Genomic DNA, 26190 nt, shown 5'->3' with positions numbered 1-26190 from the left:
GCTCGACCGACAACCGCGGGCTGCCCTTCCAGTCGCGCGACGGCACCTCGCGCGCCTTTCTGGTGCGCGCGGACTCGCGCGCGTTGGTCAACGTGACGCCCTGGCTGGGCTTCTCGGGCCGGGTGCTGGCGCAATGGACCGACGATTCGCTGCTGAACTACGAGGAGTTCTCGCTCGGCAACCTGACGATCGGCCGCGGCTACGATCCGGGCTCGAACAGCGGCGACCGGGCGGTTGGGCTGACGGGCGAGGTGCTGTTCAACCTGCCGTTCTCGGACCGGATCGGGACACAGCTGTTCGGCTTCTACGACTATGTCTATCTCGACAATCTGGAGCGCAACGCCACCGAAACCGCGCGTGATCTGCGCAGCCTGGGCGGCGGTTTCCGGCTGACGCTGCCGCAGCACCTCGCGCTCGAGATCACCTACGCCCATCCGATTGACCGCGCGCTCTCGTTCGCCACCGCGCCGCCGTCGGACCGGCTGCTCGTCTCGCTTTCGGTGAAGTTCGGCGACCGCCCTCGCTGAGGCGGGGCCATGGGGATGATGACGATGACGCACCTTCGACGCAGCCGGCTTTCCGCCCTCGCGCTCAAGACTGCGCTCGGCACCAGCCTGGTCGTGCTCGCTGCGCCCATGGCGGCGCAGGTGGCACCCGACACCGTGCCGCTCGCGCCCACCTCCAACCGGCCGCAGACCCGTTTCGACACGGTGGCGAACGGCGCGGGCGGGCAGACGCTGACGGTGGATCTGCGCAACCGCCCGTCCACGATCATCAACTGGCGCAGCTTCGACATCGGCGCGGACAGCACCGCCCGCTTCGTCTCGACGAACGGGGAGGTCGCCAATCTCACCGATGCGTTCAGCGTGCTGAACCGCGTCACCAGCGGCAATCCCACCACGATCCTCGGTCGGCTCACCAGCCAACCGAACATCTCGGTCTTCCTGCTCAACGGCAGCGGCATCGTCTTCGGCGCGGGATCGGTGGTGTCGACGGGCAGCTTCGTCGCGAGCACGCTCGACATCGGCGATCGCACCTTCACGCGCGGGAAGTTCCGGTTCACGCAGGGCGAAGGGCTGGGCGGATCGATCTCGGTCGCGGAGGGTGCAACGCTGCGCTCGACGGGCGCGGACGGCATGCGCCGCGGCGTGGTGCTGGTCGCACCGGCGATCGACTCCGTCGGCCAGGTGGAGGGCGGCGGCGGCGACGTCGCCTTCGTGTCTGCGGCGGACGTGACGCTCAACCTGCGGCCGGGCAGTCCGTTGGGCATTTCTATCGCGCGCGGACTGCCAGTTCAGGCGAGCCAGGTGGTCGGCGGCCGGATCGGGGGGCAGAACGTCTATCTTGCGCTGGCGACCGAGGCCGAGGTGACGGCATCGCTGTTGCAAGTCGACGGCAAGGTGCGCGCCGTTGGGACCGGCAACGGCGTGGTGATCGTGGCGGGCGAGGCGCAGAGCGACGCGCCCGGGGTCGACTTTCGGCGCGGCTCGAACGCGGATGCCACGCGCGGCGTGGTGGACATTGCGACCAGCGCCGGCTCCGCGCTGCGTTCGGCCGGGTCTATCACCGTCGAAGGTCGCGGCACGGCGGACGTCCAGGGGCTGGTTTCCGCTCGCGGCGATCTCTCCGCGACGTTGCTCGGCGACGCGGATTTCGTCGGTCCCGCGATCGCGGACGGGAACGTCCGCATAGCGGGTGCGGGTCTCGACGTGGCGAACGTGAGAACGGGCGGATCGCTGACGATGCGGGCGCGCGAGGGCGCGCTTGCGCTGGGCAACGGCGTGGCCGGCGGCGTTGCGGACCTTCGCGCGGCAGGCGACCTCACCATCGCGACGCAGCTGCGCACGGGCGGAGCGGCAAGGCTGACCGCTGGCGCGAACGCCAGGGTCGCGCGGGTGCAGACGGCCGATGGCGGGATCTTCATCTCCGCGCGCAACGGGGAGGTCACCGGCGCCGAGCCGGAACGCGGGGCGATCCTGAACGCCGGACGGCGCGATGATGGCACCGGCGACGCGCTGGGCATCCGCGCGGCCGGGCTGGTCCAGATCGGTCGGGCGAGCGCATCGAGTGACCTCACCATCATATCCGCGGACGGTTCGATCGAGGGCCGGCGTCTCGCCGGCGGCGCGATCTCGCTGATCGCGGCAGAGGGCGGCATCATGCTCGACCGGGCGGTCGCCGGCGAAGGCATGCGGCTGGCAGCGGGGCAGGACATTGTGGTGGACGGCGCGCTGCGGGCCCAGGGAGCGCTGACACTGCTGTCGAACGGCACGACCTCTGTGGGCGTTGCGGCGTCCGAAACGGCCAATGTGCGCATCCGCGCGGACGCGATCACGCTGGGCGTGGCGCGCGCGGGCGGCGCGCTGAACCTGAGCGCGGTTGACGGCGGCATCGCAGCTGGCAGGGGCAGTGCCGCGGGCGTGGCGCGGCTCGGCGCGACGGGCGACATCGCCATCGCGCGCGGGCTGAGCGCGGGCGGGCAGGTGACGATCCGTGCCGGCGGCGAGGTGGCCGCGGAAAGGCTGCGTTCGACCGGCGACGACGTGAAGGTGGCCGCGGCTGCGATCGACGTAGGAAAAGTCCAGTCGGAGGCGGTGCTGCGTCTCCAGGCGAATTCGGGCGACCTCTCGATCGAGCGCGGCATTGCCGGCACCACCGCCTATCTGCGGGCCAGCGGCACCGTGACGGCCGAAGGGCTGGTCGCCGCGGGGAGCAGGCTCACCGTCGACGCCGGTGCCGCGGCGGAGCTTGCCACCGTGCGCGCCCGGGGCGGCCTGTTCCTGGACGCTGCGGGCGGTGATCTTTCGATCCGTGCCGCATCCGCCGGTGATCGGGCGGCGCTGTCTGCGGCCGGTGACATTGCGGCGCTGGGGCGGATCACCGCGTCCGGCGACCTGTCGATCCTGGCGGGCGGATCGGCGACACTGGCTGACGTAGCAGCGGAAGGTGGCGACCTGCGCGTCGTTGGCCAGTCGATCGAACTGGCCGATGCGAGGACGGGCGGTCGGCTCGCGCTGACTGCCACGGCCGGCGGCATCGCGCTGCGTTCCGGCAGGGCGGAGACAGCCGTGCGGATCGATGCGATCGGAGACGTGCGCATCGCCCGCGGCCTGAGCGCAGGCAACGGCCTGCGGGTCGACGGGGGCGGTGCTACCAGCCTTGGTGTGGTCTCGGCGGGCGGACTGCTGACGATAAGCGGCACCGACGTGGCGATCCGGAGCGCCAGCGCGGGAGGCGATCTCGCGCTAACGGCACGCGATGGAGGGATCGCGCTTGGAACCGGCACCGCCGGAGGTCGCGCCGCCCTGACGGCGACCGGTGACATCCGGGTCAGGCAGACGCTGGCCGTGGGTAACTCCGCCGACGTTGCTGCAGGCGGCGCGGCGAGGCTGGGCACGATCACCTCCGATCGGGGGAGTGTCGCCGTTTCGGGCACGACGGTGTCGGTGCGCGCGGCCGATTCCGCGCGTGCGCTGGCGTTGCAGGCGACCAGTGGTTCATTGCGCGTGGGAGAGGCCTCGGCTCGGTCCTCGATAACGTTCTCGGCCGCGGGTGCGGTGCGCGCCTTCGGGCCGATTGCCGCCGGCCGCGACGTAACGGCGAACGCGGGAGGCGAGGCAGCGCTCGGCGACGTGGAAGCGCGACGGGGCGACGTGACGGTGCGTGCCGATCGGCTGAGTGTCGCCGGCGTGCGCGCCGGGCGAGCGCTGGTGCTGGAGGCGACCGGAGGGAACGCGACGATCGGATCGGCGATCGCGGGCACCACCGGCCAGGTCACTGCCACGGGGGCGATCACGGCGACCGGGTTGCTTGCCGCCCGCGAGGACCTGATGATCACCGCGGGCCGTGGGGTGGCGGTCGGGACGGCGCGGGCGCAGACCGGCGACCTCCAGATGACGGGCGGAAGGGTGACCGCCGCCCGGCTGATCGCCGGCGAGGCGCTTGCGGTGGCGGCATCGCGGGGGGATGTGACGCTGGGCTCCGCTTCCGCGCGCGGTTCTGCAGACATTGCCGCCGCCGGAGCGCTCACCGTCTCGGGAGCGATCGAGGCGGGGACCGGCCTGGTGCTGCGCGCGGGTGGTGACGCAACCGCGGCAAAGGTCGCGGCGGGGACAGGCGACCTGGACGTCGACGCCCGGTCCATCACGTTCGGGCGTGTCACGGCGGGAGGGGACATCGCGCTCCGGGCGCGCAGGGGTGATCTGCGTCTGCGCAGCGCATCGAGCGGTGCGAATGTGGCGCTGGCCGCCAGAGGTGCGATCGACGTGGCCGGTCGCGTTTCGGCGGAAGGCTCGCTGTGGGGGCGGGCCGGCGAGGGCGCCGACTTCGGCGCGCTGCGCGCCGGCGCGATGGGCGACCTGCGCGTCCGGGCGGATGCGATCACGCTCGGCAGCGCGACGGCGGGCGATACTCTCGATCTGCGAGCGCGGGCGGGCGCAGTGTCGATCCGGAGCGCCGTTGCGGGCGGTACGTTGAGGCTCGATGCGACGGGCGATGTGACGGTCGCCCGGCAAGCGTCCGGCGCGCGGATCGGCATCGAAGCGGGCGGCGCGGCGGACCTCGGCACCCTGAGCGGCACCTCGGGTCGCGTGGAGGTGACCGCCGGGTCGATTGCCGCGCGTTCGGTGGACGCGGCGGGTCGCCTGAGGCTGGAGGCGCGGAGCGGCTCTCTGCGCGCGCTCCGCCTTTCCGCAGACGGCGCAGCCGTGATCACCGCGGCAGGGGAGGTGCGGGTCCGCGACGCGCTCACGTCCGGGCGGAGCGTCGACGTGGCTGCGAGCGACGTGGCGCGGATCGGCACGATGGCGGCAGGTGGCGATCTGGTCGTGGCGGGGGCGCGGGTGCGCGTCGGGTCCGCCGTCGCAGGCGACCGGCTCGACCTGCGCGCCACCGGCGGCGCGCTTTCGCTGGGGAACGGCAGCGCGGGTGGCGAGGCTGTCCTTGTCGCCGCAGAAGGCCTGACCGTCTCGGGCACCCTGGAGAGTGCGGCGCGTGCGATGCTGACGGGGGGCGCGGACCTCCGGTTGGGCATGATCACCGCGGGCGGCGACCTGACGATCGACGCAGGCGGTGGCGCGGTGCGCGGCGTCGATGCCGCCGGCGGGACGCTGGTCGCCGGGGGCACCGGCACGATCCGCGTCGATGCGGGCGGCGCGGTGGACCTGGCGATGCTGGACGCAGGCGGCCGCGGGTGGGTGCGCGGCGCATCAGTGGCGGTGGATAGGGTGAGCACCGGCGGGCGATTGACACTCTCGGCGACACAGGGCCGACTGGCGATCGGCGACGCCACCGCGGGCGGCAGTGCGCTGCTGGATTCCGCGGGCGAGCTCATCGTGAGCGGTGCGCTCACAGCTGGAGGCGATGCTACGCTCTTTGCGGCGGACAGCATGCGGCTGGGTTCGATCCGGGCCGAAGGAGGCGTCGTCGCGCTCAGCGCCGCGGGCGAGGTGACCGGTTATCCGACCGGACGCGGCGCGATTCTCGCTGCAACGACCCGTGAAGGCGTCGGCGGGGGCATCACGGTCGAGGCCGGCGGTGTGGTAAGGCTCGCCTCGGCGCAGGCGGAGGGCAGCGTCGCGGTCCGCTCCGACGCGACGATCGCGGCGGGGCTGATCCGCGCGGCGGGCGGCATCCGCCTTGATGCGGCCGGCGGCGCGACCGGCCTTGGCGACGGCGGCATGCGGCTGATCGCCGGCGGGAATCGCGGCATCGTGGTGGATGCCGGTGGCGCGATCCGGGTCCGCTCCGCGCGCAGTGGCGGCGATCTGCGGTTGACGGGGCGCGGAATCGAGGCGGGCCGCCTCACCGCCGCGGACCTCCTCTCGGTCGAGGCGAGAGGCGCGGACCTGTCGCTGGAACACGGCCGTGCCGGCGGTGACGCCCGACTGACGGCGGCAGGCGACATCCTGGTGGCGGAGCGCCTGACCGGCGAAACCGTGCAGGTCCGTGCCGGCGGCGATGCCGGACTAGGCCGGGTGACGGCGCGCGAGGGCGCGCTTGGAATACGCGCGATGAACGGCGCGGTCACTGGCGCGATTCCAGGCGGGGGGGCCGTGCTGACCGCCGCAGGGGGCGTGTCAGTGCTCGGTGACCGCCTGGTCCGCCTTGATACGGTCGAGGCAGGCGAGGACGTCCGCATTCGTGCCGCCGGCTCGGGAGAGGTCGTGCTCGGCGCGGTCGATGCGGCCGGAGTTCTGGCGGTGGACAGCGGAACGATCGCGGGCGGAACGCTGATCGCAGGGGGGCGGGTGGACGCGGTCGCGCGTGCCGGCTCGATCGTTGCCACGCGCGTGGTCGCCAACGGCGGCGACGTCGACCTGGTGGCCGCGGAGGGAATGTCGCTGGGCACCGTGCGGGCTGCCGGGGCGGTGCTGCTCAACGCCGACGGCGCAGTGAACGTGGCCGGACTGGCACTTGCCGGCGCAGACCTGCGGATCACGGCAGCGGGCGTGGAGGTGGGCAATGCCGTCGCGGTGGGCAGGCTGGCGCTGACCGCGACCGGCGGGCGGCTCTCGATTGGGCAGGGCGATGCCGGTGTGGGCGCGGTGCTAGACGCCACAGGCGAACTGGAGGTGACGCGGCAGCTTGTCGCTGGGGAGGACGTGACGCTGCGTGCAGGCGGCGACGCGACGATGGGCGTAGTGACCGCGCGCGACGGCGACGTGCTGGTCGATGCGCGGCAGGGCGTGGTGACCGCTGCGGCGCTGACCGGCGGCGCCGTCGAGGTCTATGCCGGTCCGGGTGCGACACTGGCCGAGGTGACCGGCACGCGGAGCGGCGTCACGGTGGTGACCGGCGCGTCGGTGGCAGCACCGGGCGCAGGCAGCGGCGGCGGTGTCGCCGACCTGGGAACGGTGATGGGCGCCGGAGCGGTCACCGTGCGCGCCGGATCGATCGTGGCGGAGTCGATCGAGGCGACAACGGGCGCGCTGGACCTGAGCGGCATCGGTGGCGCCGCCACGGATGCCATTGTGCTGGGCACCGGCAGCGCGGGCGGCGACCTGACGATCGCGGGCGCGGGCGCGGTGGAGGTTACCGGTCCGCTAAACAGTGATGGCGCCGTGCGCATCGTCACCGGCGTGGAGCGCAGCGCCGCACTTGGTGCGGTCACGGCGGCAACGACACTGGCAATCGACGCGGGCGACCTGGCGCTTGCCGGCACGGTGACCGCCGCATCCGCGACCATCCGCAGCAACGCCGCTGCCGGCGTGACGCTGGGCGACGGCCCCACCGGCGGGCTGCACCTTGCCAATGCGGAGGTCGGGCTGATCGATGTGCCCGAGCTGGTGTTCGATGCGGGCAGTGGCGCGGTACGGATGGGAGCGATCGCCTTCGGCGCGTCGACGGGGGATGCGACGACGACGATCGCCACGACCGGCGCGGTCGAGGTGACGGGCGCGGTTACGGCGGCGGCGGACGGCCGCATCGTTGCGATCGGGGGCGCCGCAGAGGATGCGGCATCCCGAGCCGGCAGCATCACCATCGTCGCGGATGCGGCGCCCGGCGGGGCGGCGAGCGGCGGCGGACGCCTGAACTTCGACGGCAATATCCTGCACCTGCGCGGCGACAGGATCGCGGCGGGGCAGCGCGAGGGGTTCCTGGACGTGCTGGGTGGCCTGACCGATGCCCAAGCGGTGGCGGACCGGTTCGTCAACAACGCGCGGTCTGCACTTTATGCGGCCCGGCAACCTTATCCCGATGCGCCGGTGCTGGTCAGCGCCAAGGCGATGAGCGTGCGCTACGGCACCTATGCGCTGTTCCAGAACACGGGGCGACTGACCACTGCGGCGGGCGTCTCCGGATCGCGCACCGGCGTGGTGATCGGGACCCCCGGCGAGGGGCCGTCGCTGACGCTGCGCTCGGATGGGGCGGGAAGCGGCAACGCCTTCGCGATGTTCGGCACGATTGCAGGAACGGCGAACGAGTCAGCGGCGGTGGTGGGTGAAACGATCCTGTCGACGCAGGTCGACGGAGCGGACACGATCGTAATCCGGGACTCGCGCGTCAACGGTTGCATCATCGGCACCGGCGCGGGCTGCCTGACCACGCCGATCGGCATCCCGCCGGTCAACATCTTCGATCCCAGCCGCCTGAACGTCTTCGTGCCCGCCGATTTCGAGATCGCCTTCGATCCGGTGATCGGCAGCAACAACGAGGCGCTGTTCGCCGGCATCGCCGCGATCGACGTGCCCAGCGAGAGCGAGCTGCCGTTCGATCCGGCCATTGGCAGCAACAACGAGGCGCTGTTCACCGGCGCGGCCGACGATGCCGCGGCGGGCGAGGACGGCTGCCCCGAAGACCCGACCGGCAGGACCTGCCCGCGCAAGGAGAGCCGCAAATGAGCACCCGTCGCGCCCCGCTGCTGACCACGCTGCTGTGTTCGAGCCTGCTCGCAGCCTGTGCACAGACCGCGCGCCTGCCCGACCGCAAGGTGGTGGCGATCGGCCGCAACACGCAGGGCGAGGCATGTGTCGCCAACCGCGTCGACACCGATACGGCGGCGCCCGACCAGTTCGACCAGTCGCTGTTCATCACCTGCCGCTCGGCGAGCGCGAGCCGCCCGCTCGGCGCGGTGCGGCTGGTGGCGGACACGCCCGAGCGGATGAAGCCGCTGGAGGCGGCGCTCGACTGCGGCGCCGACGCACCCGCCACGATCGCGGGCGTGGCGGGACGGGCGCGGCGCTGCTGGGATGCGTCGCTCGGTATCGAAGTGGTGCGCTTCGACGCGAGCTTCGGCCCGACCCGGCTGGTCGCCGATGCGGCGCCGGCGCTGCTCGGGCCGATGGAAGAGACGGTGGCGATCGTCGCGCGCAGGCGGCCGGCCGGCGGCAATGCCGCCAAGGTGCTGGAGGCGACGCTTGATCCCGCCACCCTGCCGGCAGCCCCCGCACGGGCCGATGCGGCGGCGCGGTCCGCCTTCGTCGATCCGCAGGGCGCGCTCGCGCAGGGAATCGGCTATAGCCGGCGCGGCCTTCAGGTCGATGCGTCGCGCGTGCTCAACGATGCGCTGAGCCGGCTCGATCCGGAGACCCCGCAGCAGATGCGCGCCGAACTCCAGCTGGAGGCGGCACTGGCCGATTCGAACATCTCCTTCGAAAGCAGCGCCGCCGAGCATTTCGCGCTGGCCGACCAGATTCTGAAGACGCTGCCGCCGGGCCAGGCCACGCTGTTGCGGCGCAAGCGCGAAGCCTATCGCGCGCTGGACCTGCTCAACCAGCGGCGGTTCCGCGCCGCGCTCGGCTCTCTCGATGCGCTCGTCTCGAACACGGTGACGCCGGGGCAGCCGCTGCTGGACCTCGTTACGCTGCGTGCGCTCAACCAGTCGGCAAAGGTGGGCGCGACGGCGAGCGTCGTATCGGTGCCCGACACGACGGAATTGTCGCAGGTGGTGCTTGACGCACAGGCGAATTGGGCTCGCAGCGTGGCGCTGTTCGCGATCGACGATGTCTCGGGTGCGATCGCGGCGATCGAGCGCGCGCGCCGGTCGTTCGCCTCGCTCCAGGCAGAGAAGATCGAGCAGCCACCGTTGCTGTGGCTCGCCGCCCGGATCGAACGCCAGTCTGGGCGACTGGCGGCACAGCGGCAAGACTGGTCCGCGGCGCTCGCCGCGTTCGACCGGGCGCTGGACTATCTGAGGCGCGGCGCGCTCGCCGCGGCGGGAACCGGCACCGAGCCGGCGATCGCGGAAACGCAGCTGGAGCGTGCGAGCATGTTCGCGCGCAGCGGGGCGCCGATCGCGGCGGTGCGCGACGAATATGCCGCGGCGGTGGAAGCGCTGATCACCGCCAACGTCAGCGGCGTCGCCGCGCCGAACGGGCTTGGCGGCTATCTCGACCTGCTTGCCGAGGAAGCGAAGGCGAGCCCGACGCCAGACACGTTCGAGCGCTACTTCCGTGCGGTGCAGGCGACCGGCGAGCCTGCGGTGGCAAGGCAGTTCAGCCAGATCCGCGGCGTGGTGGGCAATGACCCTGCGATCGCCGCCAAGCTGCGTGAGCGGACCGATCTGCAACGCGAGATCACGCGGCTCCGCTATGCGATCGCGGCGGCACCCCAGACCCCCGGCAGCGACGTTGCGGCGCTGGAAGCCGAGCGCAGCGCCGATGAATCGCGGCTGCTGGCCATCGACGCGGACCTGGGCCGCAACAGCCGCTACAAGTCGATCGACGACACGCCGGCGACCATCGCGGAGCTGCGCGCGACGCTCCAGCCCGGCGAGGCCTTTTTCAAACTGTCCGAGGTCAACCGGCGCACCTATGGGATGCTGCTGACCGGCGAGCAGGCGTTCGTCTATCGCGTCACCACTGGCCCCGCGGAGACCGCTGCGCTGGCGACGCTGGGCGAGCGGGTGCGCGACTCGATCGATGGACGGCAGGCGACCGAGGGCAAATTGGTGCCCTATCGCGCCGATGAGGCGTTTGCGCTGTTCCGCATCCTGGCCGGGCCGGCGGCGGAAGCGATGCTCGCGTCCAAGGCGCTGATCGTGGATCCGGCGGGCCCGCTGGCGACGCTGCCGATCGGCGTGCTGGTGACCGAAAAGCGCGCGAAGGCGGCCGATCCGTTCGACTTCTCGCAAACCGCATTCCTCGCCGCGCGCCTGCCGATTTCCACCGCCTTGTCGCCACGCTCGTTCCTGGTCGCGCGTGCCGCCGGCCAGTCCGCCGCGGGCAAGGCGTTCCTGGGATTGGGCGAGCACAGCCCGCCGGCGTCGAGCGCCGACACCAACCGGCCGGTCAGCGTCGGCTTCGGCTGCCAGGTGCCCTTCGCGCAGCTTGCTGCCGAATCACGCAACTTCGCGCCGATCGACAGGCGCGAGCTGGTCATCGCCGCCGACGCGCTCGGCGATCCGGGCGCCCCGATGATGACGGATGCTGCGTTCAGCGACACCGCAATCGAGGCGCGCACCGACCTGGGCGACTATCAGGTGCTGCATTTCGCCACCCACGGGCTCACCGAGGGTCAATGGGGCTGCCCCAAGTCGCCGCCCGCGCTGGTCACCTCCTTCGGTGGCGAACAGTCCGACGGGCTGCTCAGCTTTTCCGAGATCGCGCAACTGACTCTGGACGCGAACCTCGTGGTGCTCTCCGCCTGCGATACCGCCAGCGGCGTGCGTGACGAGGCACTCGCGCGCAGTGCGGGGCAGGAGGAGGCGGGCGCGACCCTGGAAGGATTGGTTCGTGCGTTCCTGGCGGCGCAGGCGCGGGCGGTGCTGGCGACCTATTGGCAGGCCTCCGCCGAGGAGGATGCGCAGCAGTTCATCCGCACCTTCTATTCCACCGCGCGGCAGGGCACGATTGGGGGCGCGCTGCAAGCAGGCCAGCGCGCGCTGATGACGCAGCCGCGCTACTCACACCCCTTTTTCTGGGCGCCGTATTTTATTGTCGGCGACACCACCAAGCCGCTGCTGTCTGGCCCCGTCCGGGTTGCGGCGCGATGAGCGGGCGGGGCTGACGCGATGGGCATGCCCGCGGCGCGCGTCGGCGACATGCACGTCTGCCCGATGGTGACGGGCGTGGTGCCGCATGTCGGCGGTCCGGTGCTGCCGCCCTGCGCGGTCACGGTGCTGACCGGCAGCATTCCCCAGGCGCGGATCACCGATCTGTGCACCTGCGTCGGTCCGCCCGACATGATCGCAATGGGCGCCTTCACCGTGATCGTCTCCGGCATGCCGGCGGCACGGATCGGCGACCTGACGGTGCATGGTGGCACCATCGTGGTCGGTCTGCCCACCGTGCTGATCGGCGACAATGGTGCAAGCAGCGGGGGCGGCGGTGGCGGCCCGGTGACGGTGGGCATCGGCGGCCCGAAGGCGGGCCTTGCGGGCATGCTGTCCACGGCCGCCGCGCAGATCGCGCAGGACAAGCAGGCCGAGGTTCTGAAAGCTGCGGCGCTCTCAGGCGTGCCCTTCGTCGAACGGTGCCTGACGTGACGGCGACCGATTGGTACGCACTGATCGATGCGGCGCAGGATGCGCGGCTCCACGGCCTGATCGCGCAATGCGAGGCGCGCTGCTGCCTGTTCTCCGGCCGGCTCAGCCCCCGCTTCGCTGCGGCTGCACCCTGGCTGGTGCGGATCGATCCCCGCGAGCCTCTGGTGCGGATCTGGCAGGCGCATGGGCGGGGTCGCAACTGGGGCGTGATGTGCGAGGCGGAGGGCGGACCGGAATCGCTGCGCCGGCATTTCCGGCGCTTCCTCCAGGCGAGCCTGCCCGACGGCACGGTGGCGCAGTTCCGTTTCTACGATCCGCGCGTGTTCTTGGCGTACATGTTCGGCGCGGGCGAGGATGAACGGCGACCCTGGTTCGAGGGCATCCGCCAGTTCGTGGTCGAGGGTGCGGACGGCGCGGAGCACAGCCTGCGGCTACGCGGTGGACAGCTGTACGATGGCGATCAGCCCGCGGGGAAAGCGGCGTGACGCCGAGCGCCTCCGCCGCCGTTGCGCTGGTCGCCGGAACCGCGGTGGCTGCGGCGGTCGTGCTGGTGATGCCGGCGGTGGCGGAGCGGCTGATCCCCGCCAGCTCCAGCGCAGCCACCGCCGAAACCCTCTTCAACGCGGCGGTGTTCGGTTGCCTGCTTGCAGCAGGCGCGCTGGGGGGCGGGCTTTTCGCGGTCAACGCCTTCACGCTCGGCACGCGGCCATTGGCGATGGTCGCTGCGGGCACGCTCGTCGGCGTATCGGGCGTGCTGCTGGCCGCAGCGGTCGCAGCCGCCCTCGGCACGTTGCAGGTCGGTACGGGGACAGCCTCGGCGGGCGGTGTGCTGCTTTGGGGTGCGGCTGTGGTGCTGGTGCAGGCGGGCGCGGAGGAGGTTTACTTCCGCGGCTGGCTGCAGCCAGTGGCGGTGCGTGGCTGGGGCGCGGCGTCGGGGGTGGCAGCCGCTTCGCTCGCCTTCACCATGCTGCACGCGGTGGGTGGCGCGCGCGCACCGCTATCGTTCGTGAACCTGTTCCTCGGCGGATTGCTGTTCGGGATGATCGCGCTGCTGGGCCGTGGCCTGGCGGGTGCGGTTGCGGCGCACGGTAGCTGGAATGGCGCGGAGCAACTGCTCCTTGGGCTCGATCCAAATCCCGGTGTTGGCGGCTTCGGTGCGGCGATGAACTTCGATCTGGTCGGCGGTGACGAAGGGCTCAACGCCAGCCTGGTGATGACCCTTGTGCTCCTCGCCTTGCTGGTTCCTGCTGTGCTTCTGCTGCGCCGGCGACGTGCAGCATGACCTCAGTCGACCTCCGCGCGCGCCCGATCAATCCGGTCGCGCTCTTGCGCGAAGGCGGCGAGGGCGCCGCCGGTCAGCGGCTTGCTCGTCCCGCCGGTAGGGATGGTCATCGGATCGACCGGCTGGCCATCGATGTGGACCTCATAGTGGAGATGCGGGCCGGTGGAGCGACCGGTGGTGCCGATCTCGCCGATCTTCTGGCCCTGGCGGACGCGCGCGCCCGGCGCGATGCCGGGCATGAACATGCTCTGGTGCAGGTAGTAGGTCAGCCAGCCATTGTCGTGGCGCAGGATGGTCAGGTTGCCATTGGCGCCCTTCATCGCCGCGAACGAGACGGTGGCGTCGCCCGAGGCAAAGATCGGGGTGCCGGTCGGCGCGGCGAAGTCGGTGCCGCGATGCAGCTTCATGAAGTGCAGCACGGGATGAAAGCGCGGCCCGAACTTGGAACTGATCCGCGCGCCATCCACCGGGGTCATCATCAGCGCGCGCACCGTGGATCTGCCGTTTCCGTCGTACCATCCGGCTTCTCCGCCGGGGGGCTGGAACCGGTAGAGCGCCCGCGACTTCGCCGCGGTGCTGAGCGACACGTAGAGAAGGCGCGGTACGCCGACCGGCTCGCCCGAGGGATTATACCCTTGGGCAAACGCCGCCTCGAAGATGTCGCCCGGCTTCACGTCGGTGGCGAAATTGAAATCGAAGCTGAAGGCGTTGGCGAACTCGCTGATCAGGCTGTCGGTGACCCCGGCGGTGACTGCGGAGGTGTAGAAGCTGTCGTCGTCCATCTCGCCCCGTACGGCGCGGACGCGGGTGGAAAGGTTGGCGGAAAGCGGCTGCGCGGCGAGGCGTCCGTCGACCCGGCGGGTGAGCGCGAGACCGGCGCCGTCCGCGCGTGTCGCCTGCATCGCCAGCAGGGTGGCGCGCGCGCCCTGTTCCCTCAGATCGAGTTCGAGACGAATCTCGCCGCGCGCTGGGCCGATTGCGGCGAGCGCGCGGCGGGCGGCATCGCCGGCGCTTTCCCGATCGACGCCGGCGGCGAGCAGGGCGGGTTCGATTCCGCTTGGGGCGTCAAGCATCAGGGTGCGGCGGCTCGGTGGTACCGCCGGAGCGTCCGCGCTGCCGCTGGCGATCGGCGCAGGCCCGGCCGGAGCGGCTGGTCGCATGGTGAGGGCGACGACGCCGAGTGCGGTGACGATCGCCACGCCGGAGAGCAGCGGAACGAGCAGGCGTCTGCGCGATCGCGGCGGCGAAGCGGTCTCGCCCTTAGGCGCCCAGCCGCGTGGATCGAAGGAGGTCGCGTCCTGGTGCGATCGGGCAGGGACGTCGCCGCCCCAGGTCCTGGGATCGAACGACGTTTCGTCCTTGCGGTCCATCGGCAAGCCCCCCTGCGCCATGCCCGTATCGGCGCGATCGCCGCAGGGCGCAACCGCGGCACACGGAACGCCACGGGAGGGCGGCGATGACGGGATCGAACCGGGTGGCGTGGCGCGAGGGCATGTTCCTGCGCCCGCAGCATTTCCAGGCGCAGGACCGCTTCCTCGACGCGCAGCTGCGCGCGCGGGTGGACAGCGTGCGGCCGTGGCCCTGGGGGTTCACCGAACTGGTGGTGGACGAGGACCTCGCCACCCTGGGCAAGTTCGCCGTGGTGCGCGCGCGGGGCGTGATGCCGGACGGCACGCCGTTCGCGATCCCTGATGACATGCCACCGCCCGAGCCGCTCGACATGCCGGAGGACGCGCGCGATGCAATCGTCTTGCTGACGCTGCCGGCGCGCCAGACGGGCGCTGTGGAGTTCCGGGATGCGGAGGCGCATGCGCTGGATGCGCGTTTCCTGGTCGCGGAAGCCGAAGTGCCGGACGTCTTCTCGGACGAGCGCGTGACCGAGCCGGTCGACTTCGGCACGCCCAACCTGCGCTATGGCGTCACTCGCGACCAGACCTATGGCCGCGTCACCCTGGGCGTCGCGCGGGTGCGCGAGGTGCAGAACAAGCGGCTGATGTTCGACGACCGGTTCATCCCGCCGACCCTGGACATCGCCGCTGCGCGCCGGCTGGACGGCGCGGTCACCGACATCCTCGGGCGCGCCGAGCAGCGCGCGGACGAACTCGCCTTGCGTGCAGTGGAGGCCACCGAGGGAGGGGCGGAGACCTTCGTCAGCTTCCTGCTGCTCCAGGCGCTCAACCGCTGGGTGCAGGTGCTGCGCCATGTCGAGGGACTGCCGACCGTGCATCCTGAGCGGTTGTTCGAGAGCTTCGTGGCGATGGCAGGCGAACTCGCCACGCTGGTGCGGCCCGAGCGCAAGCCGCCGCCGCTACCGCGCTACGACCACGAGAATCCGCAGGTCTGTTTCGAGCCGGTGCTGGACCTGCTCCAATCGATGCTGGCGGCGGTGTTCGACCGGTCGGCGGTGCAGATGCCGCTCGAGAATGCGGGGCCGGGGGCTTACGTATCGAAGATCGTCGATCACCATCTGTACGTAAGCGGATATTTCTATCTGGCGGTCGCCGCCGCGGCGCCGGTGGACGAGATCCGCGCGCGTTTCCCCGCCATCGCCAAGATCGGCGCGATCACCAAGATGCGGCAGATCGTCGATTCGGCGCTGCCCGGCGTGCCGCTGCGCCACACCCCGACCCCGCCGCCGCAGCTGCGCGTGCTGCCCGGCTATGTCTATTTCGAGCTGGATCGCGGCGCGGCCGACTGGCGCGACTTCGCCAGCGCGCCGGCGCTGGGCCTGCATGTCGCCGGCGAGTGGCCGCAGCTCAAGCTGGAACTCTGGTGCGTGAAGAGGGCGAACCGATGAGCGCGGGCGGCAACGGCAACGGCAACAAGACGGTGTTCCGGCCGTCGCCCCTCCAGGGGCTGCGCCAGGCGCAGGGTGCGCCGCCGCCCGCCGCGCCGCCGGCGGTGGACTGGGGCGGCTTGCCGCCTCCACCGCCACCGCCACCGCCCGCCTATGCGCCGTCGCCTGCGCCCGCAGGCCTCGCGCCATCCCGGCTTGCGGAGGACGACGTGCCGCAGCCGGCAACGCCGCGCCGCGTTCGCAACGTGCTGCTGGCCGAGGCGGCGCCGGTGCTGGCGCTGGCCGCCGGCGTGCGCAGCGGGCGCGTGCGGCTGGCAACGCCGCAATTCCATCGCGAGGCGACGCGGCTGATCGCGGCCTTTGACCGCGCGATCTCGCCGCATTGTCCCGAGGAGACGCGCCAGCGTGCGCGCTACGCCGTGTGCGCCACGGTGGACGACATCGCGCAGAACCTGCCGGGCGTTGGCGCCGACGGCGCCGAATGGGCGCGGCGATCGATGGTGGTGCAGACCTTCCAGGAGAATATCGGCGGCGACCGTTTCTGGCAGCTGGTCGACGACATGCTGCGCGATCCGGCGGGTAATGGCGACCTGATCGAGCTGTATCACGCCTGCCTCGCGGCGGGATTCGAAGGCCGCTTCCGGGTGATGCCGGACGGGCGGCGCCGCCTGCAGGAGGTGATGGCGCGGCTGCATGGCGCGCTGGCGCACGTCCGCGCGATCTCCGCCACCGAGCTGTCGCCGCAGTGGAAGGGCGAGACCGCGCCGGTCGGCCGTCTCGGCTTCTGGAGCCTGATCGCGCTCGCTGCGGCGGGCGCGGCGGCGGTGTTGCTGTTGATCTACATCGTGCTGCGCTTGATGCTGATGACCAGTGGCGACGCGCCGGCCAAGGCGCTCGCCGGGGCAATGCCCGACGAGCGGCTGACCCTGTCGCGCGCCGCCGCACCGCTGCCCGCGACCGAGGGCCAGCAGGCGACGCGCCTGCGCCAGTTCCTCGCGCCGGAGATCGCGCAGAAGCTGGTGACGGTGAAGGAGGATGCGCAGACGGTGCGGGTGCGCACGGTGGTCGGGCAACTATTCCAGTCCGGCTCCGACGCGCTGGAGCCGGGCCGGGAGGCGCTGTTCCGCCGGATCGGCGCGGCGGTCGAGGGGGAGGCCGGCCCGGTGACGATCGAGGGCCATGCCGACAGCGACCGGCTGTCGAACACGTTGACCTTTCCCGACAATCTGGCGCTCAGCCAGGCGCGAGCGGACGTGGTGGCGGCAGTGATCCGAGCCACTCTATCCGATCCGTCGCGCGTCACCGCCAAGGGCATGGGCGACACCGTGCCGATCGCCTCCAACGACACGGCGGCGGGCAAGGCCGAGAACCGCCGCGTCGAGGTGATCGTGCCGCGACGGTTCGCAGCGGAGGCGGGGCAATGAAGCTCCTGAAGAACTGGTGGGTCGTCACGATCGCCTGCGCCGTGCTGGTGGCGCTGGTGCTCGCGGTCGGGCTGCCGCTGTTCGTCGCGGCGTTCCGGCCAATGTGGGTGCGCCTCACCTGCGTGCTGCTGGTTGCCGCGGCGTGGGGCTTGCTTGCGTTCGGCCGGCGCTGGAAGGCGCGCAGGGCGGCGGCGGCGCTGGCGGCGGAGCTGAGCGGGCCCGATGCGGCGGGAGAGGAGGGGGCGGCGCTGGCGGCGCGGATGCGCGACGCGCTGGGCAAGCTGAAGGACGCGTCGGGCAAGCGGCGCGACTATCTCTACGCCAAGCCGTGGTACGTGATCATCGGCCCGCCTGGCGCCGGCAAGACCACCGCGCTGCTCAACTCCGGCCTGCGCTTTCCCTTTTCCAACAGCGCGGTGAAGGGGATCGGTGGCACCCGCAACCTCGATTTCTGGTTCGCGGACGAAGCGGTGATGGTCGACACCGCGGGTCGATACACGACGCAGGACTCGAACTACGAGGTGGATTCCAGGGGCTGGACCGCCTTTCTCGGCCTGCTGCGCCGGCATCGGCCGCTCCAGCCGGTGAACGGCGTCATTGTCGCGATCGGCGTGGACGAGCTGGTCGCCAGCGACTGCGCCGCGATCGACGCGCATGCCCGTGCGGTCCGGCGGCGGCTGGTGGAACTGCGGCGAACGCTGGAGGTGTCGGCGCCGGTCTATGTGCTGCTGACCAAGGCGGACCTGTTAGCCGGGTTTGTCGAATATTTCGACGATCTCGACATCGAGGGCCGGCGATCGGTGCTGGGCGCGACTCTGGACTTCAAGGCCGAGCGGCCGGCGGTGGAGACGCTGGCGCACGATTTTGACGCGATGGCGCAGGCGATCGCCGACCGCCAGGCGAAGCGGTTGCTGGAGGAGGTGGATAGCGCCCGCCGCGCGCTGCTGCTCGGCTTCCCCTCGCAGCTGCAATCGCTGCGCGCGCGGGTCATGCGCTTCCTGGAGGGAGCCTTCGCAGCCGGAGACGAGCCGACCGGGCAGCTTCGAGGATTCTACTTCACCAGCGGTGTTCAGCAGGGCGCGCCGCTCGATCGCATCCTGGCCGGCATGGCGGACGTGTACGACCGCCCGGCCCAGGCGGCGGGGGCTGGCGGATCCGGACGCGCCTACTTCCTCAACCGGCTGCTCACCGAGGTGATGTTCGCCGAGGCGGGACTGGTGACTGCCGATCCGCGCGCCCGCGCGCGGCGACGATCGCAACTGGTCGGTGCCTTTGCGGCGGTGGCGGCGGTGGCGCTGTTCACCGTCGGGCTGTGGAGCGTCAGCTACGCGCGCAATCGCAGCTTTCAGGCCGATCTGCTGGCGAAGACCAATGCCGCCGCCGCGCAGCTGCGAGAAAGCGGTGTCGACCTGAAGCAGGTACGGGAGGGGGATGCCGACCTGCGCGCAACGCTGCCCGCGCTCGACGCGCTCCGCGCGCTTCCGCAGGGCTATGCCGACCGGCAGGAGGGCGGGCCTCCGCTCACCATGCGGTTCGGGCTGTTCCAGTCCGGGCTCAGCGGCCAGGCGGACGCGACCTATCGCGAGGGGCTGCGGCGGGTGATGCTGCCGCGCCTGCTTCTGCGCCTCGAGCAGGTGCTGCGCGCCGACGGCGGCGACGCGATGAAGGTGTACGAGCCGCTCAAGGTCTATCTGATGCTCGGCCAGCAGGGGCCGATGAACGCGCGCGCCATCCGTAATTGGGTCACGTCGGATTGGGCGGCGAACGTGTATCCTGGCGCGGACAGCCAGGTGGAGCGTGACAGGCTCGCCCGGCACCTCGATGCGCTGCTGGCCGACACGGACATGGCGAGCGTGTGGCCGGACCGGCGCGCGCCGCTGGACGGGGCGTTGGTCGCCGCATCACGCCAGGCGATCGGCACGCTGTCGCTGGGCGACCGGGCCTATGCGGTGATGAAGCAGAAGGCGGCGGGGGCGGGGGCAGGGTGGCGGGTCGCCGACGTGCTGTCCGCCGGCGACGCCGCCGCCTTCGTCGCGCCGCAGCAGGTGCTGGCGACGAACGTGCCCTATTTCTTCACCCGGGCGGGGTTCGAAAAGGCCTATCTCCTCGGCCTCGCCACCGCCGCGCAGGACCTTAAGCGTGACCTGTGGGTGATGGGGCAGGACGCCGCCACCGGGGGCGTGCAGGGTGAGATGAGCGACCTGCGCGCGGCGGTCGCCGGACGCTATGCGCGCGACTATATCGCGGCCTGGGATGCGGTGCTCGCCGGGTTGAAGCCCGGCGCCTACTTCCAAGACCCGGTGGCGCTGGCCGCGATCGGCAAAAGCCCGTCACCATTGAAGCGCGTGCTGCTGGAACTGCGCAAGAATACGATCTTCGCGGGCGGTGCGCGCGCCGGGGCGATGCAGGCGATGAACGCCAAGCTTTCGAGCGTGCCGGGCGCGAGCATGCTCGACGCAGCCGGCGCCGGCCGCGCCAATGGCCTCGACGCCGGCAGCGAGATCACCGGCTATTTTCGCCCGATCCACGATTATGTCGGCGACGGCAAGGCGCCCGCGCCGGTGGACGATTTCGTCGCCGCGCTCAAGCAGGCGGGGCAGGCGGTCGCCGCGGCGCGGATAACCGGCGGCGGCGGTGGTTCGGAGGCGACGCAGGCGGCGATGGCGCAGGCGACCGCGGCGATGGCGGGCGCGGCGGGCGGGGCGCCGCCCCAGCTCAAGGGCTTCGTGGAGGTCGCCGCGGGCGGCGGTTCGGCGGCGCAGGTGGATGCGGCCAAGGGCGCGGTCGCCGATGCCTATGCCCAGGCGGTGCTGCCGGCGTGCCAGGAGGTCGCGCAGGAGCGCTACCCTTTCTTCGGCGCGGCCACGCAGGATGCCTCGGCGGTTGAAATGCTGCGCGTGTTCGGCATGGGCGGGACGATCGACGGCTTCACCCAGCAGCGGCTCAAGCCGCTGCTGGACGTCAGCGGGCCGGTGTGGCGGTGGCGGGCCGACGACCCGCTGGCCGCCGGGCTCGACCCGACCAGCGCGGAGCAATTCGCCAAGGCAGCGCGGATTCGTGACCTGATCGCGGGCGGCCTGCCGCTCAAGGTGGGATTGGTGAAGCTTGGCGCGGGCGTGGGCGCGGTGATCGTCTCGGCAGGCGGAGCGACCTATCGGCTTGATCAGGCGGGCGGGCCGATGCGCCCGGTCGTCTGGACCGCGTCCGCCGGTCTGCCCGAGGCGTCGGTGGTGCTGCTGAAGACCGGCGCCGGCGCCACCCCGACGGCGGCGGACGAGATCAAGCGGATCGAAGCCGAGGGCATGTGGGCGCTGTTCAAGCTGATGGACGGGGCCGAGAAGGAGAATGCCGGGCCCACCACGATCAAGGCGACCTTTGGCGAGGGAGCCGCGACGGCGACGCTGTTGGTCCAGTTGCCGAGCGACCAGAACCCGTTTGGTCGCGGCGGCCTCTGGTCCTTCCGCTGCCCGGCCGCGCTGTGAGACGCGTCCAGCTTTTCGGCAAGCTGCCCGCGCATGGCGACTTCGTTGCGCGCGGGCTGGAGCCGGCGGCGCAGGTGGCGCTCGATGACTGGCTTTCTGCTTCGCTGGTCGATGCACGCGATGCATTGGGGGACGGGTTCGAGGGCGCTCATGATGCCGCACCCGCCTGGCGCTTTGTGTCGCAAGGCTCCGGCGGCGCGCTGGCGCCCTCGGTTGATGCCGTGGGCCGGCGCTTTCCGCTCTGGCTGGCGATCGGCGGGATCGCCCGCGATCGCTTCGCTGCGGCGAGTGCATGCTGCGAGGCCCTGATCCAACGGGCGCTCGCCGAAACGTGGCGCGCCGACCGGCTGGTCGCCGAGGCGCTGGCCGAGCCGCTCGCCGCCGCGCCACCGCCCCCAGCCGGATGGTGGCTGGAGGATGCGAACGGCCGCACCGTCGCGAGCCGCATGGAGGTGCGGCCCCCCGATCTGCTGCGCGCCATGCTCTCGATCGCCGAGGAGGTCCGATGACGTTCCGTATCCACGCCGAGGCGCGCACCGATCAAGGCAGGGTCCGCAGCAACAACGAGGACAGCTTCTGCGACCGCAGCGCGGATGGGCTCTGGGCGGTTGCGGATGGCATGGGCGGGCATGAGAATGGCGAATGGGCCTCCGCCGAGGTGGCGCAAGCGATGGCGCAGGTCCATCTGCCCGCGCAGTTCGAAGATGCCTGCCAGATCATCGCCAGCGCGCTCCATCGTGCCAATGCCCGCATCTGGGAGGAGGCGAGCGACCGCGGCATCCAGATGGGATCGACGGTGGTGGTGCTCTACCTGCGCGAGCGGCAGTTCGCGGTGTTCTGGGTGGGCGACAGCCGCGCCTACCTCCTGCGTGGCGGGGCGCTCCACCGGCTGACGCGCGACCATACGCAAGTGCAGGAACTGATCGACCGCGGGCTGCTCAGCGAGACCGCGGCGGAAGGACATCCCATGGCGCACGTGCTGGCGCGCGCGATGGGGGTGGAGGGGAGCGTGGAGGTGGACGTGATCACCGACGAGGCCTGCGTAGGCGATGTGTTCCTGCTGTGCAGCGACGGATTGACCGGGCCGCTGGACGAGGCAGCGATCGCGGACCTGCTGGCGTCGTCGCATCACGGCACGGCGGCGGATCGGCTGGTCGAGCAGACGCTTGCGCGTGGAGCGCCGGACAACCTGACCCTGGTGTTGGTTGCACTGGACGAGGCGACGAACCTTACGCTGCCGCAGACGGGAGTTGCGCAGTGAGCGGCGACGCGAAAGAGCCCCATAAGCCAGGCCCGGACGAGGAAGGGCGCACCGTGTTCATGCCGTCGCGGCCGGGGGAGCCGACCGCGCCGCCGCCGCGCACCGCCACGCCGTTCCAGACCGCTTTTGCCCCGCGTACCGACGGAGAGCGTATTCAGGTGGGCGACGTCCTCAACCACATTTTCGAGGTGAAGCGCTTCATCGCCCGCGGCGGCATGGGCGAGGTGTTCGAGGGCGCCAACATCAACTCTGATGAAAAGGTGGCGATCAAGGTAATGCTGCCAGCACTGGCCGCAGATCCGTCGGTGATCAGCATGTTCCGAAAAGAGGCGCGAACGCTGACGCGCCTGAACCATCCGGCACTCGTCAGCTATCGCGTCCTCGCGCAGGAGCCCCAGTTGGGCGTGCTCTATATCGTCACCGAATATATCGACGGGACCAACCTGGCCGATGAACTGGGTCGGCTGAAGCCCGGTTCTGGCGAACTGGTGGCGCTGCTGCGCCGTCTGGCCGAGGGGCTGCGCGCCGCGCACCAGCTTGGCGCGATCCATCGCGACATCTCGCCGGACAACGTGCTGCTGGAAGAGGGACGACTCGACCGGGCGAAGATCATCGACTTCGGCATCGCGAAGGATATCGACCCCGGATCGGCGACCATCGTGGGGGAAGGGTTTGCCGGCAAGCTCAGCTATGTCGCGCCCGAGCAGCTTGGCGACTTCGGCCGCGATGTCGGGCCGTGGACCGACGTGTACAGCCTCGGTCTGGTCATGCTGGCAGTGGCGCAGGGCCGATCGGTGGCGATGGGGGGATCGCTGGTCGATGCGGTGGACAAGCGCCGCGCCGGACCGGACCTCACCGGCCTGCCGGGCGAGATCAGGCCGGTGCTGGAATCGATGCTGCGCGCCAACCCCGCCGAGCGGCTCCGCTCGATGGACGAGGTGCTGGCCATGCTGGATCTCGCAGCGATTCCCCATGACGGAGCCGACAAGCCCGGGCCGCCGGGGCTCGCCGCAAGGCGTGGGGTGATGATCGGCGCGGCGGTGGCGGGCGTGCTGCTGCTTGCCCTGGTCGGATGGCTGGTGTTCGGACGCGCCGCGCCGACGCCCGTCGATGAGGACCGCGCGCCCGCAGCGCAGCTTGCCGGTGCCGGCCGCGATCCGGTCGCGGTCGCCCGTTCGGCAGTGGATGCAGTCTTGCCATCGGTCAGCTGCACTTGGCTCGACATTGTCGACATCAGCCCGGGATCGCCCGGTCCCCGCATCACGCTGACCGGCGTGGCGGGCAATCCCTCCAGTGCGCAGAGCGAGATCGCCCGTGCGCTACAACAGCAGAAGGTGTCGGGCGCCGACATCGACTTCGGCGAGGTCGCCCAGATCACACAATCCGGCTGCGCGGTGCTGGACGCCTATCGGCAGGTCCGCGCGCCGGGATCGCGCCGTCTGTCGGTGCCGCAGCGCAAGTTCGAGCTGCGCCGCCAGCCAGCGGACAGCCAGGAACCCGGATTGAATGCGGCCAATGCGATCATCAACGTCCATGTGGGCGATCGGGCGAAGGATTTCGCGCTGGTCGGGCTGGAACCCGCGGGCATCCTGACTACGGTGTTCCCCTCCCGTGCGGCGTTCACCTCACAGGAGACGGGGGGCGGCTTTGCGATCAAGGACCTGGGTGGCGATCGCTTCCGCCTGGGCTTGCTGGTCGACCATGCCGAGTGGTCCGGGCTGCTGCTGCTGACCGGCAAGGGGCCGTTCGATCCGGCGGTGATCGCCCCGCCGATCGGCGCGCGCGGGCCGGACTGGACCAACCGCTTCGTGTCCGCCGCCGCGGCGAACGGATGGCAGGCCGACATGGTGTGGTTCAAGACGGTGGACGAGGTGAAGGAATAGCGCGGGTTAGGACCGTCGCGGGCCCGTCGACTGTTCCTCATAGGCCCGGCGGAATTCCTTGGCGAACACGTCCATGAACGCTTCGTCCGAACCTTGTGCCACCCCGCTGAACTCGCGGACATAGGCCTGCCACAGCGCGGCATCGCGCGCGCCGGGCATGATCCGCTGGAACAGCCCACGGGTCTCGGCGCGCTTCTCGATCGCAGTTGGAGAGAAGCGGTCGAGCGTGGCGCGCAACGCGCCCTGCATCGCCTTCAGGGTCGCCATCTGGTGCGACTGGAGATCGAAGAAGGTGTCCTCCACCGCGCGATTTCCGTCCATGAACCCGCGTACCGGTGCATTAAGAAGCGCCGTCAGCGCTTCTTCGGGCGTGCGGGCGAACTTGATGGGATTGTTCCCGTCGAATGAGAAGGAGGTCACCTCCGCCCCCATCTGCGACTTGGCGCGCGCGCGCGCCTCCGTCATCACCACCAGCCCGGAAACCAGCCGACGCAGCAGGTCGCCGGCCCTTTGCAGGACCGAATTCCCGTCTTCGCTGACTTGGTTCGGGACGAGGCCGAGCGCGTTGAGCAGCGGTGCGAGCGAGGTACCGGGAGCGGCGTCCGGCCGCGTCGGCCCGGGAGTCGGTGGTGGGACGGGAGCGGATGGTCGCGATCCCCATCCGGTCTTCTCGTCCGGCGACCGTACAGACGCCGGCGGAGCGCCCAGCGACTCGCGTGGATCGCTCTGGGACAGATTGAGCGGATCGCGAACTGGCGCAGGCGGTGCCGCGCCGAAGCCGCCGCGCGCCCAGTCGACGACATTGCCTTCCGCGATCCGGCCCCAGATGTCGTCCGGGGTGGAAGGGGAGGGCGTGGTCGGAGCGGGGCTGGACCAGTCCGAGGCAGCGGGCGAGGGTGGGGGGGCGGCCTCCCAGGTGGACGGGCTATTCGAAGGGGACGGCGCCGCCAGGTTGGCGTCGGGCGACCAGCCTTGCGGCACCGAAGGGGACGGGGGCGGGGGTGACGTGCCCCATCCGGTGGATGCCGGCGCGTCCCAGCGCCCTCCCGACCCGGGCGGCGGCGCTGGCTCCGGAGCAGGCCCCCAATCACCGGACGAAGGCGAGGCCCAGGCGTCCGCCGCGGGCTCCCAGCCGCTCTGCAGAGATGGCGTCGGGGTTGCGGCGGGTCCGGCGTGTCGGTCCCACCCGCCCCATTCGGATCGCGCGGCGGATGCGGCGGCGGCTTCGGTATCGCGCTGGATCGTGGCGATCGCCTCACCGGTCAGCGCCGCGACAATCTCATATTGGCCGATGATGAACACGTCGCCGTCCTGGATCCGATGCGGCGCCGTCATGCGCACACCACCGTCCATCAGCGTGCCGTTCATGCTGCGATCGATGAGGGTGTAGTAACCGTCCGCGAACGTCACCTCGCAATGCTTCGAGGAGATGTAGTTGCGCGGGTCGGGCAGGCTCCAGTCGCAAGTGGGCGAGCGGCCGATCATCGCGCCACGCCGGTGCAGCACGAACTCCACCGGCATGCCATTGTCCAGCCGGTCGACATTGCGGATGCGCAGCGTGAGCGTCATGCCGGCTGGAGCGCGTCCATGCCCCGGGCGGCGACGCCCTCCGCCAGCGTCATCGCGCCGGCAAGGAACGAAGTCATGTCGCCGCTGCGCTGCGCCGCCAGCAGCACGGCCGCGGTGGCGAAGCGGGCGCAGACTTCCGGCGGAGGCAGCACCGGGGGCAGATCGGGCAGCGAGATCGAACCGCCCGAGAAAAAGACGGCGAGACCGAGGAGCCGTTCCGGTGCCCGCTCGCCTGCCGCCTGCGCCGCATCGTAAGCGGCGCGGCGCGTGCCCTCGTCGGCATCGTCCAGCCAGCGCAAGGCGTGATCCAGCGCCTGGCGATCGGCCATGTCCAGCTGGAGCCGGCGCGACTCGGCGTCCAGCAGCCGTGCCGCCCAAGCGACCACCTCCAGCCGGGGCAGGGCGTGGCCGATGAACTGCATCGCCTCCGCCTGCCGTCCGGCCTCCCGCAGGGCGGTGTAGCATTCGGCGGCGGCAACGGGTTCCGGCAGGGGATCGAGCCCCATCAGGGTGCCCACCTGCCGGGCGTCGGTCAGCTTCACTGCGGTCCACTCGGTCATGCGCGC

15 protein-coding genes are annotated in these 26190 nt (G+C 71.3%); 12 read left to right on the top strand and 3 right to left on the bottom strand.

Annotated elements, in window-relative coordinates; translation table 11 throughout:
* The 6 genes from ACFDTH_RS06940 to ACFDTH_RS06915 form a co-directional block, all read left to right on the top strand.
* The coding region (locus ACFDTH_RS06940; protein ID WP_375286800.1) for a ShlB/FhaC/HecB family hemolysin secretion/activation protein at nucleotides 1-527 on the top strand (527 nt) is incomplete at its 5' end.
* Between the two features lie 24 nt (nucleotides 528-551).
* A complete protein-coding gene (locus ACFDTH_RS06935; protein WP_375286799.1) occupies nucleotides 552-8342 on the top strand; it encodes a filamentous hemagglutinin N-terminal domain-containing protein in 7791 nt (2596 codons plus the stop codon).
* On the top strand, nucleotides 8339-11434 hold the full coding sequence (locus ACFDTH_RS06930; protein ID WP_375286798.1) for a CHAT domain-containing protein: 3096 nt from the start codon (nucleotides 8339-8341) through the stop codon (nucleotides 11432-11434). Before ACFDTH_RS06935 ends, ACFDTH_RS06930 begins: the two co-directional genes overlap by 4 nt.
* A 24-nt stretch (nucleotides 11435-11458) precedes the next feature.
* Nucleotides 11459-11926, top strand: coding sequence for a PAAR domain-containing protein (locus ACFDTH_RS06925; protein WP_375286796.1), 468 nt, complete (start codon nucleotides 11459-11461; stop codon nucleotides 11924-11926).
* A complete protein-coding gene (locus ACFDTH_RS06920) occupies nucleotides 11923-12411 on the top strand; it encodes a DUF4123 domain-containing protein (protein WP_375286795.1) in 489 nt (162 codons plus the stop codon). The genes ACFDTH_RS06925 and ACFDTH_RS06920 overlap by 4 nt, the downstream gene beginning before the upstream one ends.
* Nucleotides 12408-13208 (top strand): CPBP family intramembrane glutamic endopeptidase, encoded by an 801-nt coding sequence (locus ACFDTH_RS06915; RefSeq protein WP_375286794.1) that lies wholly within the window; start codon nucleotides 12408-12410, stop codon nucleotides 13206-13208. Before ACFDTH_RS06920 ends, ACFDTH_RS06915 begins: the two co-directional genes overlap by 4 nt.
* Nucleotides 13209-13210: 2 nt before the next feature.
* Here ACFDTH_RS06915 and ACFDTH_RS06910 read toward each other — a convergent pair whose 3' ends face one another.
* Entirely contained in the window at nucleotides 13211-14599 is a 1389-nt protein-coding gene (locus tag ACFDTH_RS06910) for a peptidoglycan DD-metalloendopeptidase family protein (RefSeq protein ID WP_375286793.1), read from the bottom strand.
* 65 nt (nucleotides 14600-14664) lie between these two features.
* Between ACFDTH_RS06910 and tssK the strand changes: the two genes are divergently transcribed.
* From tssK to ACFDTH_RS06880, 6 genes are read left to right on the top strand one after another with little or no spacing between them, the layout of a single operon-like run.
* Nucleotides 14665-16005 carry a type VI secretion system baseplate subunit TssK gene (gene tssK / locus ACFDTH_RS06905; protein WP_375286792.1) on the top strand — a complete coding sequence of 447 codons (1341 nt, stop codon included), beginning with the start codon at nucleotides 14665-14667 and terminating at the stop codon, nucleotides 16003-16005.
* Entirely contained in the window at nucleotides 15981-17429 is a 1449-nt protein-coding gene (gene icmH / locus ACFDTH_RS06900) for a type IVB secretion system protein IcmH/DotU (RefSeq protein ID WP_375286791.1), read from the top strand. Before tssK ends, icmH begins: the two co-directional genes overlap by 25 nt.
* Nucleotides 17426-20911, top strand: coding sequence for a type VI secretion system membrane subunit TssM (gene tssM / locus ACFDTH_RS06895; RefSeq protein ID WP_375286790.1), 3486 nt, complete (start codon nucleotides 17426-17428; stop codon nucleotides 20909-20911). The genes icmH and tssM overlap by 4 nt, the downstream gene beginning before the upstream one ends.
* Entirely contained in the window at nucleotides 20908-21420 is a 513-nt protein-coding gene (gene tagF, locus ACFDTH_RS06890) for a type VI secretion system-associated protein TagF (RefSeq protein ID WP_375286789.1), read from the top strand. Before tssM ends, tagF begins: the two co-directional genes overlap by 4 nt.
* Entirely contained in the window at nucleotides 21417-22172 is a 756-nt protein-coding gene (locus tag ACFDTH_RS06885; RefSeq protein WP_375286788.1) for a PP2C family protein-serine/threonine phosphatase, read from the top strand. Before tagF ends, ACFDTH_RS06885 begins: the two co-directional genes overlap by 4 nt.
* A complete protein-coding gene (locus tag ACFDTH_RS06880) occupies nucleotides 22169-24055 on the top strand; it encodes a serine/threonine-protein kinase (protein WP_375286787.1) in 1887 nt (628 codons plus the stop codon). The genes ACFDTH_RS06885 and ACFDTH_RS06880 overlap by 4 nt, the downstream gene beginning before the upstream one ends.
* Nucleotides 24056-24061: 6 nt before the next feature.
* On the opposite strand, the gene tagH is transcribed toward ACFDTH_RS06880, so the two are convergent.
* Both tagH and ACFDTH_RS06870 read right to left on the bottom strand, forming a co-directional pair.
* The gene (gene tagH / locus ACFDTH_RS06875; protein ID WP_375286786.1) at nucleotides 24062-25624 is read right to left on the bottom strand and encodes a type VI secretion system-associated FHA domain protein TagH; all 1563 of its coding nucleotides are present in this window, start codon (nucleotides 25622-25624) and stop codon (nucleotides 24062-24064) included.
* On the bottom strand, nucleotides 25621-26184 hold the full coding sequence (locus ACFDTH_RS06870) for a hypothetical protein (protein ID WP_375286785.1): 564 nt from the start codon (nucleotides 26182-26184) through the stop codon (nucleotides 25621-25623). Before ACFDTH_RS06870 ends, tagH begins: the two co-directional genes overlap by 4 nt.
* Between the last annotated feature and the right edge of the window lie 6 nt (nucleotides 26185-26190).

Origin of the sequence: Sphingomonas sp., assembly GCF_042096255.1 — a bacterium.
Taxonomy (GTDB): Bacteria; Pseudomonadota; Alphaproteobacteria; order Sphingomonadales; family Sphingomonadaceae; genus Sphingomonas.
Note: the sequence above shows the minus strand (reverse complement) of the source record. Positions and strands in the feature narration are given on the sequence as shown.

What these genes read in the sequence shown, in the direction of transcription:
- ACFDTH_RS06935 (WP_375286799.1), top strand. Translation starts at nt 552, where the DNA reads ATGACGCACCTTCGACGCAGCCGGCTTTCCGCCCTCGCGCTCAAGACT.
- ACFDTH_RS06930 (WP_375286798.1), top strand. Translation starts at nt 8,339, where the DNA reads ATGAGCACCCGTCGCGCCCCGCTGCTGACCACGCTGCTGTGTTCGAGC.
- ACFDTH_RS06925 (WP_375286796.1), top strand. Translation starts at nt 11,459, where the DNA reads ATGCCCGCGGCGCGCGTCGGCGACATGCACGTCTGCCCGATGGTGACG.
- ACFDTH_RS06910 (WP_375286793.1), bottom strand. Translation starts at nt 14,599, where the DNA reads ATGGCGCAGGGGGGCTTGCCGATGGACCGCAAGGACGAAACGTCGTTC.
- tssK (WP_375286792.1), top strand. Translation starts at nt 14,665, where the DNA reads ATGACGGGATCGAACCGGGTGGCGTGGCGCGAGGGCATGTTCCTGCGC.
- tssM (WP_375286790.1), top strand. Translation starts at nt 17,426, where the DNA reads ATGAAGCTCCTGAAGAACTGGTGGGTCGTCACGATCGCCTGCGCCGTG.
- ACFDTH_RS06885 (WP_375286788.1), top strand. Translation starts at nt 21,417, where the DNA reads ATGACGTTCCGTATCCACGCCGAGGCGCGCACCGATCAAGGCAGGGTC.
- tagH (WP_375286786.1), bottom strand. Translation starts at nt 25,624, where the DNA reads ATGACGCTCACGCTGCGCATCCGCAATGTCGACCGGCTGGACAATGGC.
- ACFDTH_RS06870 (WP_375286785.1), bottom strand. Translation starts at nt 26,184, where the DNA reads ATGACCGAGTGGACCGCAGTGAAGCTGACCGACGCCCGGCAGGTGGGC.